Annotated in this window: 15 protein-coding genes; 6 read left to right on the plus strand and 9 right to left on the minus strand. The window is 69.4% G+C overall.

The window, feature by feature from the left end; genetic code table 11:
• Position 1: 1 nt before the first annotated feature.
• Positions 2–1,492, minus strand: coding sequence for an aldehyde dehydrogenase family protein (locus CCN37_RS04100; protein WP_086819271.1), 1,491 nt, complete (start codon positions 1,490–1,492; stop codon positions 2–4).
• A 99-nt stretch (positions 1,493–1,591) separates the two neighbouring features.
• Entirely contained in the window at positions 1,592–2,587 is a 996-nt protein-coding gene (locus CCN37_RS04105) for a DUF3558 family protein (RefSeq protein ID WP_143261419.1), read from the minus strand.
• 168 nt (positions 2,588–2,755) lie between these two features.
• Here CCN37_RS04105 and CCN37_RS39620 point away from each other — a divergent pair, with 168 nt between their 5' ends.
• Positions 2,756–2,899 (plus strand): hypothetical protein, encoded by a 144-nt coding sequence (locus CCN37_RS39620; RefSeq protein WP_168200508.1) that lies wholly within the window; start codon positions 2,756–2,758, stop codon positions 2,897–2,899.
• Here CCN37_RS39620 and CCN37_RS04110 read toward each other — a convergent pair.
• The 3 genes from CCN37_RS04110 to nucS form a co-directional block, all read right to left on the minus strand.
• Positions 2,896–3,168 (minus strand): hypothetical protein, encoded by a 273-nt coding sequence (locus CCN37_RS04110; protein WP_086819273.1) that lies wholly within the window; start codon positions 3,166–3,168, stop codon positions 2,896–2,898. The genes CCN37_RS39620 and CCN37_RS04110 overlap by 4 nt on opposite strands.
• Before the next feature lie 15 nt (positions 3,169–3,183).
• Positions 3,184–4,869: a sodium:solute symporter family protein gene (locus tag CCN37_RS04115; RefSeq protein ID WP_086819274.1), complete on the minus strand. Its 1,686-nt coding sequence runs from the start codon at positions 4,867–4,869 to the stop codon at positions 3,184–3,186.
• Positions 4,870–5,077: 208 nt separating this feature from the next.
• Positions 5,078–5,737: an endonuclease NucS gene (nucS, locus tag CCN37_RS04120; RefSeq protein ID WP_086819275.1), complete on the minus strand. Its 660-nt coding sequence runs from the start codon at positions 5,735–5,737 to the stop codon at positions 5,078–5,080.
• A gap of 133 nt (positions 5,738–5,870) precedes the next feature.
• Between nucS and CCN37_RS04125 the strand changes: the two genes are divergently transcribed.
• The 3 genes from CCN37_RS04125 to CCN37_RS04135 all read left to right on the plus strand — a co-directional run bounded on the left by CCN37_RS04125 (position 5,871) and on the right by CCN37_RS04135 (position 9,503).
• Positions 5,871–7,277 (plus strand): amino acid permease, encoded by a 1,407-nt coding sequence (locus CCN37_RS04125; protein WP_086819327.1) that lies wholly within the window; start codon positions 5,871–5,873, stop codon positions 7,275–7,277.
• Complete coding sequence (locus CCN37_RS04130; RefSeq protein ID WP_371503590.1) at positions 7,255–7,785, plus strand: NUDIX domain-containing protein; 531 nt, start codon at positions 7,255–7,257, stop codon at positions 7,783–7,785. Before CCN37_RS04125 ends, CCN37_RS04130 begins: the two co-directional genes overlap by 23 nt.
• Before the next feature lie 158 nt (positions 7,786–7,943).
• The gene (locus tag CCN37_RS04135; RefSeq protein ID WP_086819277.1) at positions 7,944–9,503 is read left to right on the plus strand and encodes an alpha/beta fold hydrolase; all 1,560 of its coding nucleotides are present in this window, start codon (positions 7,944–7,946) and stop codon (positions 9,501–9,503) included.
• Positions 9,504–9,911: 408 nt separating this feature from the next.
• Here CCN37_RS04135 and CCN37_RS04140 read toward each other — a convergent pair whose 3' ends face one another.
• Together CCN37_RS04140 and CCN37_RS04145 are read right to left on the minus strand one after the other, a co-directional pair.
• Entirely contained in the window at positions 9,912–10,976 is a 1,065-nt protein-coding gene (locus CCN37_RS04140) for a tartrate dehydrogenase (protein WP_086819278.1), read from the minus strand.
• Positions 10,973–12,427 (minus strand): NAD-dependent succinate-semialdehyde dehydrogenase, encoded by a 1,455-nt coding sequence (locus CCN37_RS04145; protein WP_086819279.1) that lies wholly within the window; start codon positions 12,425–12,427, stop codon positions 10,973–10,975. The genes CCN37_RS04140 and CCN37_RS04145 overlap by 4 nt, the downstream gene beginning before the upstream one ends.
• Before the next feature lie 101 nt (positions 12,428–12,528).
• On the opposite strand from CCN37_RS04145, the gene CCN37_RS04150 reads away from it, so the two are divergent.
• The gene (locus tag CCN37_RS04150) at positions 12,529–13,785 is read left to right on the plus strand and encodes an aspartate aminotransferase family protein (protein ID WP_086819280.1); all 1,257 of its coding nucleotides are present in this window, start codon (positions 12,529–12,531) and stop codon (positions 13,783–13,785) included.
• A gap of 12 nt (positions 13,786–13,797) precedes the next feature.
• Positions 13,798–14,310: a DUF3830 family protein gene (locus CCN37_RS04155; RefSeq protein WP_086819281.1), complete on the plus strand. Its 513-nt coding sequence runs from the start codon at positions 13,798–13,800 to the stop codon at positions 14,308–14,310.
• 61 nt (positions 14,311–14,371) lie between these two features.
• On the opposite strand, the gene CCN37_RS04160 is transcribed toward CCN37_RS04155, so the two are convergent.
• Complete coding sequence (locus CCN37_RS04160; RefSeq protein WP_086819282.1) at positions 14,372–15,067, minus strand: GntR family transcriptional regulator; 696 nt, start codon at positions 15,065–15,067, stop codon at positions 14,372–14,374.
• Positions 15,067–15,786 carry an aspartate/glutamate racemase family protein gene (locus CCN37_RS04165; RefSeq protein ID WP_086819283.1) on the minus strand — a complete coding sequence of 240 codons (720 nt, stop codon included), beginning with the start codon at positions 15,784–15,786 and terminating at the stop codon, positions 15,067–15,069. The genes CCN37_RS04160 and CCN37_RS04165 overlap by 1 nt, the downstream gene beginning before the upstream one ends.
• Between the last annotated feature and the right edge of the window lies 1 nt (position 15,787).

The raw sequence follows: 15,787 nt of genomic DNA on the forward strand, positions 1-15,787 counted from the left end.
GTTAGCGGCGGTAGAGGAGGCGGGTGAGGCGGACGAGGCGGCGGAGGGTGCCGTTGGCGCGGGCGAAGGTGTTGGGCTGCAAGGGGGCCCAGAAGCGGCGGCGGGTGACGGATTGGGGGCGGGCGAACTCGCGGAGGCCGTCGGCGCCGTGGATGCGGCCGAAGCCGGAGTCGCCGACGCCGCCGAAGGGCAGCGAGGCGATACCGGCGAAGGAGACGACGCCGTTGACCGAGACCATGCCGCAGCGCAGGCGGCGGGCCAGCTCAGGGCCTCGGGAGCGGGAGAACACCGTCGCGCCGAGGCCATAACGAGTGGCGTTGGCGAGCTCGACGGCTTCGTCCACAGTGGACACACGGTTGATCGTGAGGGTGGGCCCGAAGGTCTCCTCGGTGATCGCGGCGGAGTCCTCGGGCACGTCGGCGAGCACGACGGGCTCCACGTACGGCGGGCGCACGGAGTCGAGGCCGCCGACGAGCGCGCGGCCGCCCTTGTCGAGCGCGTCGGCGATGTGCGAGCGGATGATGCCGACCTGCTCGGGCATGGTGATGGGCCCGAGGTGCGCGGTGGGCTGGCCGCCGGGCTTGAGCTTGCGGGCGCGGCGCACGACCAGCTCGGTGAAGCGGTCGGCGACGGAGTCGACGACGTAGACGCGCTCGACGCCGACGCAGGTCTGCCCGGCGTTGGACATCGCGCCCCAGACCGCGGCCTCGGCGGCGGCCTCGAGGTCGGCGTCGGAGTCCACGATCAGCGGGTCCTTGCCGCCGCACTCCACCAGCACGGGGGTCAGCGACTCCGCGCACGCGGCCATCACGCGCTTGCCGGTGGCGGTCGAGCCGGTGAAGGCGACCTTGTCCACGCCGGAGCGGCAGAGCGCGGCGCCGGTCGCGCCGAAGCCGGTGACCACGGTCAGCACGGGGTGCTCGGGGACGACCTCGGCGAAGGTCGACGCCAGCCACTCACCGACACCGGGGGTCAGCTCGCTGGGCTTGAAGACCACGGCGTTGCCCGCGGCGAGCGCGTAGGCGATCGACCCCATCGGGGTGAAGGCCGGGTAGTTCCACGGGCCGATCACGCCGACAACGCCCATCGGCAGGTACTCCACCGTCGCCGCCTGGTTGAACATCAGCTTGCCCGGCGAGACGCGGCGGCGGCGCAGCACCTTCTCCGCGTTGCGCGCCGCCCAGTGCAGGTGGTCGACGACCAGCACGAGTTCCAGGCGCGCGTCGTCCAGCGGCTTGCCGGTCTCGGCGCAGACCAGCTCCACGATGTCGTCGAGCCTGCGCAGAACGAGCGCGCGCCACGCGTCCAGTCGCCGCTTGCGCTCGGCGTGGTCGAGGCCGCCCCACCAGAGCGAGGCGGTGCGCGCGCGGGTGACGGCGGCGCGGACCTCGATCGGGGAGTGCACCCGGTGCTTGCCGATCACCTCGGCGGTGCGCGGGTCCAGGGAGGTGAACCACTGCTCGTCGGCCTGCTGGGACACGGCTCGGCTCATCGCGATCTCCCCGTCCGTTCAGAGAACCTTTCGGTTACCAAACAGTACGCAACACTTCGGCGCCAAGGGGAGACCCTGTGTGACCGGCCCCACAGACCGCTACGGCTTGGGCAGCTTGGGCACCAGCGCCTTGGCCACGGTGGTGGCCTTGGTGCACAGGTCGGCGGTGTCGGTGCCCTTCTTGCTGTTGTCGACGCTGACCGTGACGACCTCGCCCTTGCCGTCGGTGGTGGCCTTGTGCAACCACTCGATCTTGCACGAGGCGCCGAAGCTCTCGTCCTTGCGCTGGTAGGCGGTGACCCCCTCGATGGTCACGACCTCGGCCTTCTTGTTGGTGCTGCTGTTCTTGGGGTCGGCGTTCTCGGAGAACTCGAACCCGAAGGACAAGCTGTCCCGCCGCCAGTTGCACCGGTACAGGTCGTAGGGGGTCATCGTCGGCGTTCCGCCGAGCACCTCGGTCGCGGTCACCGTCGAGAAGATCGAGCACGGGTCGACCGAGGTGAGCGAGCCCTTGTTGCCCTGGGCGCGCAGCGGCGCGTTGGTCCGGATGCGGTTGATCGCGGACTCGTTGAGCCGCCTGCCCACGTCGCAGGAGTCACCCTCGTAGTCGACCTGGGCGACGATGCCCAGCACCACGGAGCCCTCCTGGACGACCGACTTGACGAAGCAGGTGGTGGTCGAGGTGGACTCGATGGTGGTCAACCCGGCCAGCTTGGTCGTCTTGGCGGTGTCGGGGACGAGGACGTTCTGGCCGAGGCGCAGCGTGATGCTCAGCCGCTTGCCCGCGCCGTCCTTCATGTAGTTGCCGCAGTCGGAGAGCGCGACCGGCCTGCTGGAGGCCGGGACGCCGAACTGGGACAGCGTCTGCGTGTCCATCAGCGCGCACGGGTCGACGGCGCGCAGGCGCTCCGGCGCGAACGCGGGTTCGACCGGCCGCGGCGGCGTGTTGGGCTGCGGCTTCTGCACCACCTTGGCGGGGACGACGGTCCTCGGGTGGTTGACCTTCGCCAGGTCGGCCTGGCTCCCGCATCCGGCGAGCAGGAAAGCCCCGGACAGGGCGACTGCCGTCCACGCGGTTCTGGCTGGGCTGCGCACGAGGTGCACGGTAGCGACCCCGTCGGACACGCGTGCAGGGAACCTCATGATCAGCGCCATTTCGATACAGAGCGTGCCCGATGTCACGGAGAGGTTCGGAAACGATCCAGAAGCCCCTGGCGATGTACCGGGTGGAAGCACCCAGTACATCGCCAGGAGGTGAAACACATGAGAGACACCAGCAAGGGCGCCCGGCTGGCCCGTCGAGGACGAGTCCGCACCGGTCTCAGCCGCGCGGTCCGCTGGATCGACGACTGGACCGTCGAGGCGTTCAACCCGGTCTACCCCTCCCGGGGCACCAACCGTCGTTAGTGCCCCGGTTCGCCGGCGCCATCGGCGTCGTCGGCGAACTCCGAGGGCATCACGACCGGCCGCGTCCGCGCCCAGACGACGAAGATCGCCGACGTGACGAGCATGCCGAGGCCGGCCCACAGGTTGATGTTGATCCCGGCGGCCTTCTGGATCTCCTCGGCCGTGGTGAAGGCGAAGCCGGTGATCGTCAGCACCACCCCGTAGACGCCGAAGAGCAGCGCGATGATCAGGCGGAGGTCGAACAGACCCGCCTTGGACTGCGAAGCCATGTCTTCTCCTCCGACTCAGATGAACAGCAGGCTCAGCACGAAGGTCAGCGCCAGCACCCCACCGCCGAGCACGGCGGGCGAGCGGTACCAACCAGCGTCCTCGCCGGTGACCGAGTGCGCGCGGTCCTCCTTCGGCGTCAGGCTGTAGACCAGCCCCACCAGCTCCCGGTCCGGCTTCGGCTTGGTGACCAGCGAGACCGCGACGCTGACCAGGATGTCCACCACGAACGCCGCGCCCGCGCCGATGAACGCCGGGCCCTGACCGGTCAGCTGCAGCACCTCGGCCGCCGCCAGCCGGTCGACGGTGATCGCCGCCGCCGTACCGGCCACGAGGCCGATCCAGCCCGCCGCGGGGGTCATCCGCTTCCAGAACATCGCCAGGATGAACGTGGCGAACAGCGGCGCGTTGAAGAAGGAGAACAGCGTCTGGATGTAGTCCATGATGTTGCCGTAGCCGGAGGCGATGAACGCGGTGAAGATCGCCACGATCATGCCGCCGACGGTCGCCAGGCGGCCGACCCGCAGGTAGTACTCGTCCGGCCGGTCCTTGCGCACGTAGCTCTGCCACAGGTCGTAGGTGAAGACCGTGTTGAAGGAGCTGACGTTGGCCGCGACACCGGCCATGAAGGACGCGAGCAGACCGGCGAGCGCGATGCCGAGGAAGCCGTTGGGCAGCAGGTCGCGCATCAGGTACAGGATCGCGTCGTTGTACTTCACGCCCTCGGCGCCCGCGCCCTGCTTCAGCGCGGCGATCTCCGGGACCGCGACCGCGGCGATCATGCCGGGGATCACGATGATGGCCGGGATCAGCACCTTCGGGTAAGCGCCGATGATCGGCGTGCGCTTGGCCGCGGACATGCTCTTGGCCGACATGGCGCGCTGCACCTCGGCGAAGTTCGTCGTCCAGTAGCCGAAGGAGAGCACGAAGCCGAGGCCGAACACCAGGCCGATCACGCTCAGCGTGGCGTCACCGATGCCGGTCAGGCCGGTGGCGGGCCACGCGGAGAGCTCCTCGGCGCCACCGGGCCCCCCGGTGACCTTGTCGACGAGGCCCTGCCAGCCGCCGACCTTGGTCAGGCCGATGAAGGTCAGCGGGAGCAGCGCCGCCACGATCACGAAGAACTGGAGCACCTCGTTGTAGATCGCTGCGGACAGGCCACCCAGGGTGGTGTAGGTCAGCACGACAACGGCGGCGATCACGATGGAGAGCGTGATGTCCCAGCCGAGCAGCGCGTTCATGATCAGCGCCAGCGCGAACAGGTTCACCCCCGCGATCAGCACCTGGGCGACCGCGAAGCTGAGCGCGTTCACCAGGTGCGCGCCGGGCCCGAACCGGCGTCGCAGGAACTCAGGAACGCTGCGCACCTTGGAGCCGTAGTAGAACGGCATCATCACCAGGCCGAGGAAGACCATGGCCGGGATGGCGCCGATCCAGTAGTAGTGCACGGTCGCGATGCCGTGCTGCGCCCCGTTGGCCGTCATGCCGAGCAGTTCCAGCGCGCCCAGGTTGGCCGAGATGAAGGCCAGTCCCGTCACCCACGCGGGCAGCGAGCGCCCGGAGAGCAGGAAGTCCAGACTGCTGGACACCGATCGCCGGGCCATGAACCCGATGCCGAGCACCAGCGCGAAGTACACGCCGAGCAGCGTGTAGTCCAGCCAGCTCGCATTGAGCAGTGGCTCCGACTTGGCGAGTTCGATCACGCCGCCCTACCTCCCAAGTCAACACCTTCGAACAGCAATCACCAGCACCGCAACGGGGCGCACGCTACCGCACGCGGGCACGCACATGAACCCTCAACTTCGCCCGCCGTGTCGAATTTGTTGCGACCGACCACTAATTCGGGGACAGTAGTCGACCCCGGCGCGGCGCACAGCCCGCCGAAGAGATGAACGAAGCTCAGCTAGCGACTCAGAAGAGGCGGAACTCGTCCGGCTCGATGCCGCGCAGGGCGTCGTAGTCGAGGGTGACGCACTCGATGCCCCGGTCCTCGGCGAGCACCCGGGCCTGCGGCTTGATGATCTGGGCGGCGAAGATCCCGCGAACGGGGGCGAGCAGCGGATCGCGGTTGAGCAGCTCCAGGTAGCGGGTCAGCTGCTCGACGCCATCGATCTCACCGCGCCGCTTGATCTCCACGGCGACGCTGGAGCCCTTGCCGTCGCGACACATCAGGTCGACCGGGCCGATCGCCGTCGGGAACTCGCGGCGCACGAGCGTCCAGCCCTCGCCCAGGGTGGTGACGTGCTCGGCGAGCAGTTCCTGCAGGTGCGCCTCGACCCCGTCCTTGCGCAGGCCGGGCTCGGGGCCCAGCTCGTGCTTGGAGTCGTGCAGCACCTCCTCGACGGTGATCACCAGCTTCTCGCCGGCCTTGTTCTGCACCACCCAGGTGCCGGGGTCCTCGATGAGCCAGCACGGCGGGCTCATCCAGTTCAGCGGCTTGAAGGCGCGGTCGTCGGAGTGGATCGAGACGGAGCCGTCCGCCTTGATCAGCAGCAGCCGCTGAGCCATGGGCAGGTGGGCGGTGAGGCGGCCGACGTAGTCGACCTGGCAACGAGCGATGACCAGACGCACGGCGAAGAGGCTACGGGCCGCCGCGACGGGCGTGCGCGCGGGTGAGGGCGGTTCAGGATCTTGGAGGGAGTCGGGGGGTGGGGGCTACGGGCGAGTAACGTCGCGGCCCGTGTCGCTCTCGCTGCAGTCGCTGATGCGGACCAAGCCCGTCGAACGGATCACCGACGAGGGCGCCAACACCCAGCTCAAACGCAGTCTCGGCCTGGTCCCGCTGATCGCGTTGTCGGTGGGCGCCACGCTGGGCACCGGGATCTTCGTGGTGCTCGGCGAAGCGGCTCCGCAGGCCGGTCCGGCCGTGGTGCTCTCGTTCGTACTGGCCGCGCTCGCGGCGCTGTTCTCGGCCCTGTCCTACGCGGAGCTGGCGGGCGCGGTCCCGGTCTCCGGCTCGGCGTACTCCTACTCCTACGCCACCATGGGCGAGTTCGTCGCGTGGCTGTGCGGTTGGTGTTTGTTGTTGGAGTACGGGGTGTCCGTCGCGGCGGTCGCGGTCGGCTGGGGCGGCTACCTCAACGAGTTCCTGCACTCCACGATCGGTGTGCGCATCCCGGAAGCGCTGTCCAGCTCCCCCGCGGCGGGCGGGATCATGGATCTCCCGGCCGCGGTCGTGGTGCTGCTGGCCGCTTTCGTGCTCATCGGCGGAGCAAGGGAGAGCGCGGTGGTGACCACGGTGACCACCGCGCTGAAGCTGCTGGTGCTGGTCTTCTTCGTGGTGGTCACGGTGTCGGCGTTCAACTCCGCCAACATGGCGCCCTTCGCCCCGGCCGGGATCGCGGGCATCACCGGCGGAGCGTCGGCGGTGTTCTTCTCCTTCATCGGCTTCGACGCGGCGTCCACGGCGGGTGAGGAGGCGCGCAACCCGCAGCGCGACCTGCCGAGGGCGATCGTGATCTCCCTCGGCATCGTGACCGCGATGTACGTGCTGGTGGCGCTGACGGCGGTGGGAGCGGTCGGCGCTGACGGGCTCGGCGGCCAGGAGGCGTCGCTCTCGGCGGTCATGCGCGAGGTCACCGGCGCGGGCTGGCCCTCGGTCGTGCTGGCCTTCGGTGCGGTGATCGCGATCGCCTCGGTGGTGCTGACCGTCCTCTACGGGCAGACGCGCGTGCTGGTGTCGATGTCGCGCGACGGCCTGGTCCCGGCGATGTTCTCCAAGGTCGGCAAGCGCAAGGTCCCGACCGCCAACACGCTCGTGGTCGGCGGTCTGGTGGCGGCGCTGGCCGCGTTCGTGCCGCTCGGCCAGCTCGCCGAGGCGACGAGCATCGGAACCCTGGTCGCGTTCTCGCTGGTCAACATCGGCGTTCTGGTGCTGCGGCGGACCAAGCCCGATCTGCCGCGCAGCTTCCGCGCGCCGTTCATGCCGGTCACGCCGATCATCGGGCTCGGCCTGTGCGTGCTGCTCGTGGTGGGGCTCAAGCCGCAGACCTGGCTGGCGTTCGCGATCTGGACGGTCGTCGGGCTCGGCGTGTACTTCCTGTACGGCGTGCGCAAGTCGCGGCTGAACGGCTGGCAGCATGGAGACCGTGGAGAAGCTGGACAGTCGTGAGGTGTACGCCAACGCGTGGATGACCGTGCGCGAGGACGGCATCCGACGCGCGGACGGCTCGCGCGGGATCTACGGCGTGGTGGACAAGCCGCAGTACGCGCTGATCGTGCCGCTGGACGGGGATCGGCTGCACCTGGTCGAGCAGTACCGCTACGCGCTCAACCTGCGCCGGTGGGAGTTCCCGCAGGGCACCGCTCCGGAGCGCGCGGACAGCGAGCCGATGGAGCTGGCCGCGCGCGAACTGCGCGAGGAGACGGGCCTGCGCGCGGGGCGGATGACCGAACTCGGCCTGCTCGACGTGGCGCCGGGCATGTCCAGCCAGCGCGGCCGTGTCTTCCTGGCCACCGAGCTGGAGCAGGGCGAGCCGGAGCGCGAGCACGAGGAGCAGGACATGCGCACGGCGTGGTTCACCCGCACCGAGTTCGAGGCGATGATCGCCAAGGGCGAGATCACCGACGCGCAGTCGATCGCCGCCTACGCACTCCTCCTTTTGCACGAGCGCGACTGAGATTTCCCGTTCTCTGCGGCAATAACCAGGTATTCGACCGAGGGGTTTCAGCAAAGAATGAAACCCCGACGGTCCACTTTGTCGTGCGCTAATCTCGCGCCGAACTGCGAGGCCGTTTGGCCTGCGCGTTTACCACGACACACACCCTGGGGTTTTGAATGAGGAGAATCCTCACGCTCGGCCTTGCCGCGATACTCGCGACGGGCGCCGCGGCCGCCGTCACCACTCCCGCATTCGCGGGCGAACTCGAATTCGGCGCCTGCCCGGCCGACGTGGCGGGGACCTATCCCGAACTGAAGTGCGCGAATCTTCGCGTTCCGCTCGACTACGCCAACCCGCTCGGGGCGCAGGTCAACGTGCTCCTCTCGAAGCGGGCCAGCACCAACCCCGAGAAGCGCCGCGGCGTGCTCCTGGTCAATCCGGGCGGCACCACCGGAGCCGGTGTGCTGCACGCGGGCAAGCTGACGAAGGCGGAGGCGAGCGGCTACACGCGCCTGCCGAAGGACGTGCTCGACGCCTATGACGTCATCGGCATGGACGCCCGCGGCGTCGGGCACAGCGAGCAGCCGAGCTGCGTGGGCGACGACTACTGGCGGAACATGCAGCCCGACCCGGATCTGCCGCAGCAGCGGGATCTCAGCTGGAACCGGTGGCAGGCCTACTCCAAGGCGTGCGGCGGGAAGAACGGCGACCGGCTCCGGCACTTCGGCACGCGCAACGTGGTGCGGGACATGGACCGCATGCTCACCCAGCTCGGTGAGCGGAAGCTGAGCTTCCTCGGCTCCGGGTACGGCGCCTACGTCGGCACCGCCTTCGGCCAGCAGTACCCGAACCGGCTCGACCGCGTCGTGTTCGACAGCTCGATCCACCCCGACACCAAGCAGATGTGGTACGAGCTCGGCCTCGAGCAGGTGCGGCTCGGCGAGGGCAGGCAGCGCGAGCACCTGAGCTGGATCGCCAAGTACGACAACGTCTTCCACCTGGGCAAGACCTTCGACGCGGTGAACGCGGCCTGGCAGAAGATGCTCGGCGACTTCCGCGCACGACCGCACGGGCCGGACAAGAACGTCGGCGCGGCCGAGCTGCTGGACGCCTACGTCAGCACCCAGTCGCACGGCGCCTACTGGGAACCGCTCGCCAAGGCGATGGCCGACTACGTGCTGCGCGGTGACGAGCGGGCCGTGCTCGCGTGGGCCACCCCGACCGGCGGCCCCGACGTCGAGCGCTACATCGCGAGCCTGATGACCGTCGCGTGCCTCGACACCGACTGGCCCGCCGACCGCGCGCGGATCGAGCGGGACTTCACCAAGGCGTCCAAGGGAACCTCCTGGGGCTGGTACAACGTGACCATCCCGTCGGCCTGCGCCAACTGGCCCGCCGGGCACGAGGCCCGGATCAAGACCACCGGCGCGGGGCTCCCGCCCGTCCTGATGTTCGCGACCGACCGGTCCGCGGTCACCCCGTACTCGGACTCCGTCGCGATGCACCAGCGGCTGCGCGGTTCGGTGCTGGTGACCGAGCGCGATTCGAGCACCACCACCGTGACCGGGCGCCCGTCCACCTTCGCCAACCCCCAGGCCGAGCGGATCATGAAGGAGTACCTGGTCAGCGGCAAGCTCCCGAACGCTGACGTGAGCGTGCCCCCGCACGCCGAGCCGGTGCCGACCGCGACCGCCCCCACCGCGGCACCCCCGGCCCACCTCCGCCTGACCAACTGACGTCGTTCGTACCCAATGTGGCATTCGTGACGTCTGACGAAACAAATGCCACATTGGGTACGACAACGCGGGGTGGGCGAGGGTGGCTTTCGCACGCTGGGGGGTCCCCCCATTTCAAGCGTGGCGTGGTGGGGCGGCGGAGTGCAAGGCCGAGGCGTGGGTTGGGCGGAGTTCGACTCACGGGCTCACGAAACCTGATCCGCAGGCCCCACAAGGCATCCGAGCACCCGGCCATTGTCCCGCACGCCACGTACGCTCTGCCCATGAACTCGACCCCCGCGTATCCCCGATCGGTCCGCGAGGTGGGCGAGTAAAACCCGTTTCGTACTCATAGCGGGAAAGGGAGCGCTCTCAAATCCTGCTATGAGTACGAATCGGGAGTTCGGCGACCTCAGCGGAGGATGGGGGTCACGGGGTGCGGAGTGCTTCGGTGACGGCGGTGCCGAGCTCAGCAGTAGTGGCGGTGCCGCCCAGGTCGGGGGTGGCGACGTCTCCGGCCTCCAGGACCGCATCCACTGCGGAGCGCACGGCTTGCGCGGCAACGGTTTCGCCTAGGTGTTCGAGCATCATGGCGCCCGCGAGGATCTGGGCGACGGGGTTGGCGATGCCCTGACCGGCGATGTCGGGGGCGCTGCCGTGCACGGCTTCGAACATGGACGGGTGCTCGCCGGGCGGGTTGATGTTGCCGGACGGCGCCATGCCGAGGCCGCCGGTCACCGCCGCCGCGAGGTCGCTGAGGATGTCGCCGAAGAGGTTGGACGCCACGATCACGTCGAGCCGCTCGGGGTTCTGCACGATGCGCGCGGCGAGCGCGTCGACGTGGCACTGCTCGCTCTTCACGTCGGGGTACTCGGCGGCGATCTCGGCGAAGATCTCGTCCCAGTACGGCATCGAGTGGATGAGGCCGTTGGACTTCGTCGCCGAGCAGAGCCTGCCGTCGCGAGCGCGCGCCAGCTCGAAGGCGTAACGGATGATCCGCTCGACGCCGACCCGCGTGAACACGGACTCCTGGAGCACGAACTCGCTGGGCTGGCCCGCGTTGTGCCTGCCGCCGATGGCCGAGTACTCGCCCTCGGAGTTCTCGCGGACGATCACCATCTCCAGGTCCTCGGCGGAACGCTCGCGCAGCACCGAACTGGTCCCGGGGAACAGCCGGACCGGGCGCAGGTTGACGTACTGCGCGAAGGCCCTGCGCACGGGGATCAGCAAGCCCCACAAGGAGATGTGGTCCGGGACGCCCGGAAACCCGACCGCGCCGAGGAGAATCCCGTCGAAGCCGGACAGCGTGGCAATGCCGTCCGAGGGCATCATGGAGCCGGTCTTGGTGTAGCGCTCGCAGCTCCAGTCGAACTCCGTCCACTGCAGACGGAAGCCGGAGCGCGACGCGGCGCGGTCGAGCACCTTGCGCGCCTCGACGGTGACGTCGACGCCGATGCCGTCTCCGGGGATCGAGGCGATCTCGTAGGTCTTCACAGGCTCACCGCGATGTACTTGGTCTCCAGGAACTCTTCGATGCCAACGGTTCCGCCCTCGCGGCCGAGCCCGGACTGCTTGATCCCGCCGAACGGCGCCGCCGGGTTGGACACGATGCCCTGGTTCAGGCCGATCATCCCGGCCTCGAGCCGCTCGGAGACCCGCAGCGCGCGCTTCACGTCGTTGGTGAACAGGTAGGACACCAGCCCGTACTCGGTGTCGTTGGCCGCCGCGACCGCCTCGTCCTCGGTGTCGAAGACCGAGATCGGTGCCACTGGGCCGAAAATCTCCTCATCGGACATGCGCGCGTCGCGCGGCACGTCAACCAGGACGGTCGCCGGGTAGAAGTGACCAGGACCATCCACTTCGGACCCTCCGGTCAGCACGCGCGCTCCCCGGTCGACCGCGTCGGCGACCAACTCCCGGACCTTGCGCACCGCGTCGTCGTCGATCAGCGGGCCGACGACCACGCCGTCCTCCGTGCCACGCCCCATCTTCTGCGCGGCCATGCGTTCGGTCAGCCTGCGCGCGAACTCGTCGTAGACGCCGCGCTGCACGTAGAACCGGTTCGCCGCAGTGCACGCCTCGCCGATGTTGCGCATCTTGGCCTGCATCGCGCCGTCCACCGCCGCGTCGAGGTCAGCGTCGTCGAAGACCAGGAACGGCGCGTTGCCGCCGAGCTCCAACGACGTGCGCAGCACCTTTTCCGCGCACTGCTCAAGGAGTTTGCGGCCAACGGCGGTGGAGCCGGTGAAGGACAGCTTGCGCGCGCGACCGTCGCGGATCAGCGGCTCCATCACCGCGCCCGCATCGCTGGTCGTGACCACGTTGAGCACGCCGTCGGGCAGGCCCGCCTCGGCGAGGACGCCCGCGAGGGCCAGCATCGACAGCGGCGTCTGCTCGGCGGGCTTGATCACCACCGTGCAGCCCGCCGCGATCGCCGGACCGAGCTTGCGCCCGCCCATGGCCATCGGGAAGTTCCACGGGGTGATCAGCAGCGTCGGGCCGACCGGCTGCTTGGTGATGAGGAAGCGGCCGTTGCCGTTGGGCGCAACGGCGTAGCCGCCGTCGATGCGCACAGCCTCCTCCGCGAACCAGCGGAAGAACTCGGCGGCGTAGGCGACCTCGCCGCGCGCCTCGGCCAGCGGCTTGCCCATCTCCAGCGTCATCAGCAGCGCGAGTTCTTCGTTGCGCGCCAACAGGATCTCGTAGGCGCGGCGCAGGATCTCCCCGCGCTCGCGCGGCGGCATGGCGGCGAAGCCCGGCTGCGCGGCCACGGCGGCGTCCAGCGCGGCCTTCCCGTCGGCCGGAGAGGCGTCCGCGACCTCGCAGAGCCGTTGTCCCGTCGAGGGATCGTGCACGGCGAAGCTCCGCCCGCCGGACGCGGCCACCCACTTCCCGCCGATGAACAGGTCTTTCGCGACCCCGTCAACCACGCTGCTCTCAGACATCCCGCTCCTCGCCGATGGCGTTCATTGCGTCGGTCCGAGCCCCATGCTACGAATATTGTCGACAATCTACAACACCCGCAGCGTTCGCCGAGGAGTGTTCGATGGCCGAGCTGTCCCCCGTGCTCAAGCAGGCAACTCCCGTCGTGGTGGACCGGGGCGAAGGCGTCTACCTCTATGACACGAACGGCAGGCGGAACCTCGACTTCACCGCGGGCATCGGTGTCACCAGCACCGGACACTGCCACCCCCGCGTGGTCGCCGCCGCCCAGGCGCAGATCGGCAAGCTGATCCACGGCCAGTACACGACGGTCATGCACAAGCCGATGCTGGAGCTGACCGAGAAGCTCGGCGAGGTGCTGCCGCCCGGCCTGGACTCGCTGTTCTTCTCGAACTCCGGCAGCGAGGGCGTCGAGGCGGCGCTGCGCCTTGCCCGCCAGGCCACCGGTCGGCCCAACGTCGTTGTGTTCCAAGGAGGTTTCCACGGTCGCACGGTGGCGGCCGCGACCATGACCACGTCCGGGACGCGGTTCAGCGCGGGCTTCTCCCCGCTGATGGGCGGCGTGCACGTGGCGCCGTTCCCCAACGCCTACCGCTACGGCTGGGACGTCGAGACCGCGACGAAGTTCGCGCTGCGCGAGCTGGACTACCTCTTCGCCACCGTCACCGCGCCGCACGAGACCGCCGCGTTCTTCATCGAGCCTGTGCTCGGCGAGGGCGGCTACGTGCCCGCGAACACCGAGTTCTTCGCGGGACTGCGCGAGCGCGCGGACCGGCACGGCATCCTGCTGGTGATCGACGAGGTGCAGACCGGTTTCGGCCGCACCGGGAAGTTCTGGGGCCACGACCACTTCGACGTGCGCCCGGACGTCGTGGTGATCGCGAAGGGTCTCGCGAGCGGCTTCCCGCTCTCCGGCATCGCGGCCTCCACCGAGCTGATGTCCAAGGCGTGGCCCGGCTCGCAGGGCGGGACCTACGGCGGCAACGCGGTCTCCTGCGCGGCGGCGCTGGAGACGCTCAGCGTGATCGAGGACGAGGGCTTGGTGGAGAACGCGGCCGCGCGGGGCGAACAACTGCTCGCGGGCGCCCGGCTCGTCGCGGACAAGACGCCGCAGATCGGTGACGTGCGCGGCTTGGGGCTGCTGGTCGGCTCGGAGTTCACCACCCCCGACGGCGAGCCCGACAACCCCACCGCGCAGGCCGCGCAGAAGGCGGCGGTGGAACGCGGGTTGCTGATGCTGACCTGCGGCGCGCACATGAACGTGGTGCGGATGATCCCGCCGCTGATCGTCACCGCCGAGCAGATCGACGAGGGCCTGGCGATCTGGGCCGACGCCGTCGCATCCGTCACTTCCAGCTGAGGGGCTTTCACCGTGGCTCGCTACATCACCATCACCCTGGACAAGCGCGGGGTGTCCTGCCGCGCCCGGCTGCTCGACGCCGAGGCTCCGCGCACCTGCAAGGCCGTGTGGGACGCGCTCCCGCAGAGCGGATCGGCCTACCACGCCAAGTACGCCCGCAACGAGGTCTACACGTTGGTCCCGCCGTTCGCGAACCCCAAGCCCGGCCGGGAAAACCCCACCGTGACGCCGATTCCCGGCGATGTCGTGTACTTCGGCTTCGAGGCGTGGGAGATCGGCAACCCCGCCTACGGCTACGAGGACTCCAGCGAGGCGCACAGCAACGAGGGCGCTACCGACCTCGCGATCTTCTACGGCCGCAACAACCTGCTCATCAACGGCGACGCGGGATGGGTGCCCGGCAACGTCTTCGCCACCATCGAGGAAGGCCTCGCCGAGATGGCAGCCGCCTCGCAGGACCTGTGGCTGCGCGGCGTGGAAGGCGAAACCCTCTCCTTCGCCCGCGCCGACCAATCACCTCAATGACGCATTCGTGTGGTTGAGCGTGCTGAACGAGTCATTCAGTGCGCTCAACCACGCCAATGAGTCATTCAGCACTGAAGCCCGGCTCGGCGTGCAGGCTCGCGCCGGGGATGAGGCGTTGGACGGCGTCCTCCATGTGCGCCTCCAGCAGGGAGAGCACGAGGGCCTCGTCGCCGGAGCGGATCGCCTGGATGATCTGGTTGTGCTCGCCGACGCGCTCTTCGACGGCCTGGTAGGTGCGCTGGAGCTCGGCGAGGCACATCCGCGTCTCGATCAGCAGGGTGCGCGCCATGCGGATCAGGCGGGGGCTGCCGGAGGCGGCGATCAGCGCCTCGTGGAACTTGAGGTCGGCGTCCGACAGCGCGGTCGGGTCGTCGTCATCGGCGGCCGCCGCCATCGCGCGCACGGTCTCATCAAGTGCCACAGCGACGATTTCCCGGTTGCCGCCGCGCATCACGCGGATGACGGCCTCGCGCTCGATCGCCGACCGCGTCGAGTAGATGTCGTACACGTCGGCGGGCCCGAGGTCGATCACGAACAGCCCGCGGTGGCGTTCGGCGCGCAGCAGTCCCTCGGAGACCAGTCGCTGCATCGCCTCGCGCAGCGGCCCCCTGGAGACCTGGAACTGCGCCGCCAGTTCGGTCTCGCCGAGCTGCGTGCCGGGCGGCAGCGCGCCGCGCATGATCGCGTCGCGCAGCTGCCGAGCGATGATCTCGGCGGTGGACTCCCGGCTGACCGGGGAGATGTCCGGCAGCGCCATCACGCACCTCCTGTGCGGAAGAGTGTGCCGAAGGCGGCGGTCCTCGGGTGGCCGCCGACCAGCCGCAGGCCCTCCCAGACGGTCACCTGGTTCGCGGTCAGCACGGGCTTGCCGAGCCGCTTCTCGATCTCGTTGACCACGTTGAGCGTGCGCATCGCGGTGTCGGGCACCAGGACCGCCTCGGCGTCGGGGTGGTCGTGCGCCACCGCGAAGTCGATCACCGCGTCGGGGTCGAGCCTGCCGACCTCGGCTGCGGTGTCGATGTCCGCGCTGGCCATGGACACCACCTCGACACCGCCCGCGCCGAGGAACTCCACGAAGTACTCGGCCACGTCGGTCGGGTAGCTCGCGGCGACGGAGACCTTGCTCAGGCCGAGCGCCCGAGCGGCGTTGACGAACGCGAAAGACGTGCTGGAGGCGGGTTTTCCAGCCGCGGCGGCGAGCTTGGCGACCTGGTCGGCGGCGCCGTCCCAGCGGTAGACGAAGCTCCCGCTGGTGCACGCCCACACCACGGCGTCGGGCTCGTGCTTCGCCAGCAGCCGCGCTCCCTCGGCGAGCCGTTCCGGGCTGCCCAGGTCCAGCAGTTCGGGCACGGCGTGCAGGTCCGTGCCGTAGATGTGCTCGACCGGCAGGCGCACGTCGTCGCCCAGCAGCTCGGCCGCGAACGGGTACTCGTCCTCCACCGCGTGGTCGGGGTAGATGAAGCCGATCGTCGGCATG

It is taken from the genome of Allokutzneria sp. NRRL B-24872 (assembly GCF_002155965.1).
Lineage (GTDB): Bacteria > Actinomycetota > Actinomycetes > Mycobacteriales > Pseudonocardiaceae > Allokutzneria.

Coding starts and splice junctions, on each gene's coding strand:
- CCN37_RS04100 (WP_086819271.1), bottom strand. CDS start 1,492: ATGAGCCGAGCCGTGTCCCAGCAGGCCGACGAGCAGTGGTTCACCTCC.
- CCN37_RS39620 (WP_168200508.1), top strand. CDS start 2,756: ATGAGAGACACCAGCAAGGGCGCCCGGCTGGCCCGTCGAGGACGAGTC.
- CCN37_RS04110 (WP_086819273.1), bottom strand. CDS start 3,168: ATGGCTTCGCAGTCCAAGGCGGGTCTGTTCGACCTCCGCCTGATCATC.
- CCN37_RS04125 (WP_086819327.1), top strand. CDS start 5,871: ATGCGGACCAAGCCCGTCGAACGGATCACCGACGAGGGCGCCAACACC.
- CCN37_RS04135 (WP_086819277.1), top strand. CDS start 7,944: ATGAGGAGAATCCTCACGCTCGGCCTTGCCGCGATACTCGCGACGGGC.
- CCN37_RS04145 (WP_086819279.1), bottom strand. CDS start 12,427: ATGTCTGAGAGCAGCGTGGTTGACGGGGTCGCGAAAGACCTGTTCATC.
- CCN37_RS04150 (WP_086819280.1), top strand. CDS start 12,529: ATGGCCGAGCTGTCCCCCGTGCTCAAGCAGGCAACTCCCGTCGTGGTG.
- CCN37_RS04160 (WP_086819282.1), bottom strand. CDS start 15,067: ATGGCGCTGCCGGACATCTCCCCGGTCAGCCGGGAGTCCACCGCCGAG.
- CCN37_RS04165 (WP_086819283.1), bottom strand. CDS start 15,786: ATGCCGACGATCGGCTTCATCTACCCCGACCACGCGGTGGAGGACGAG.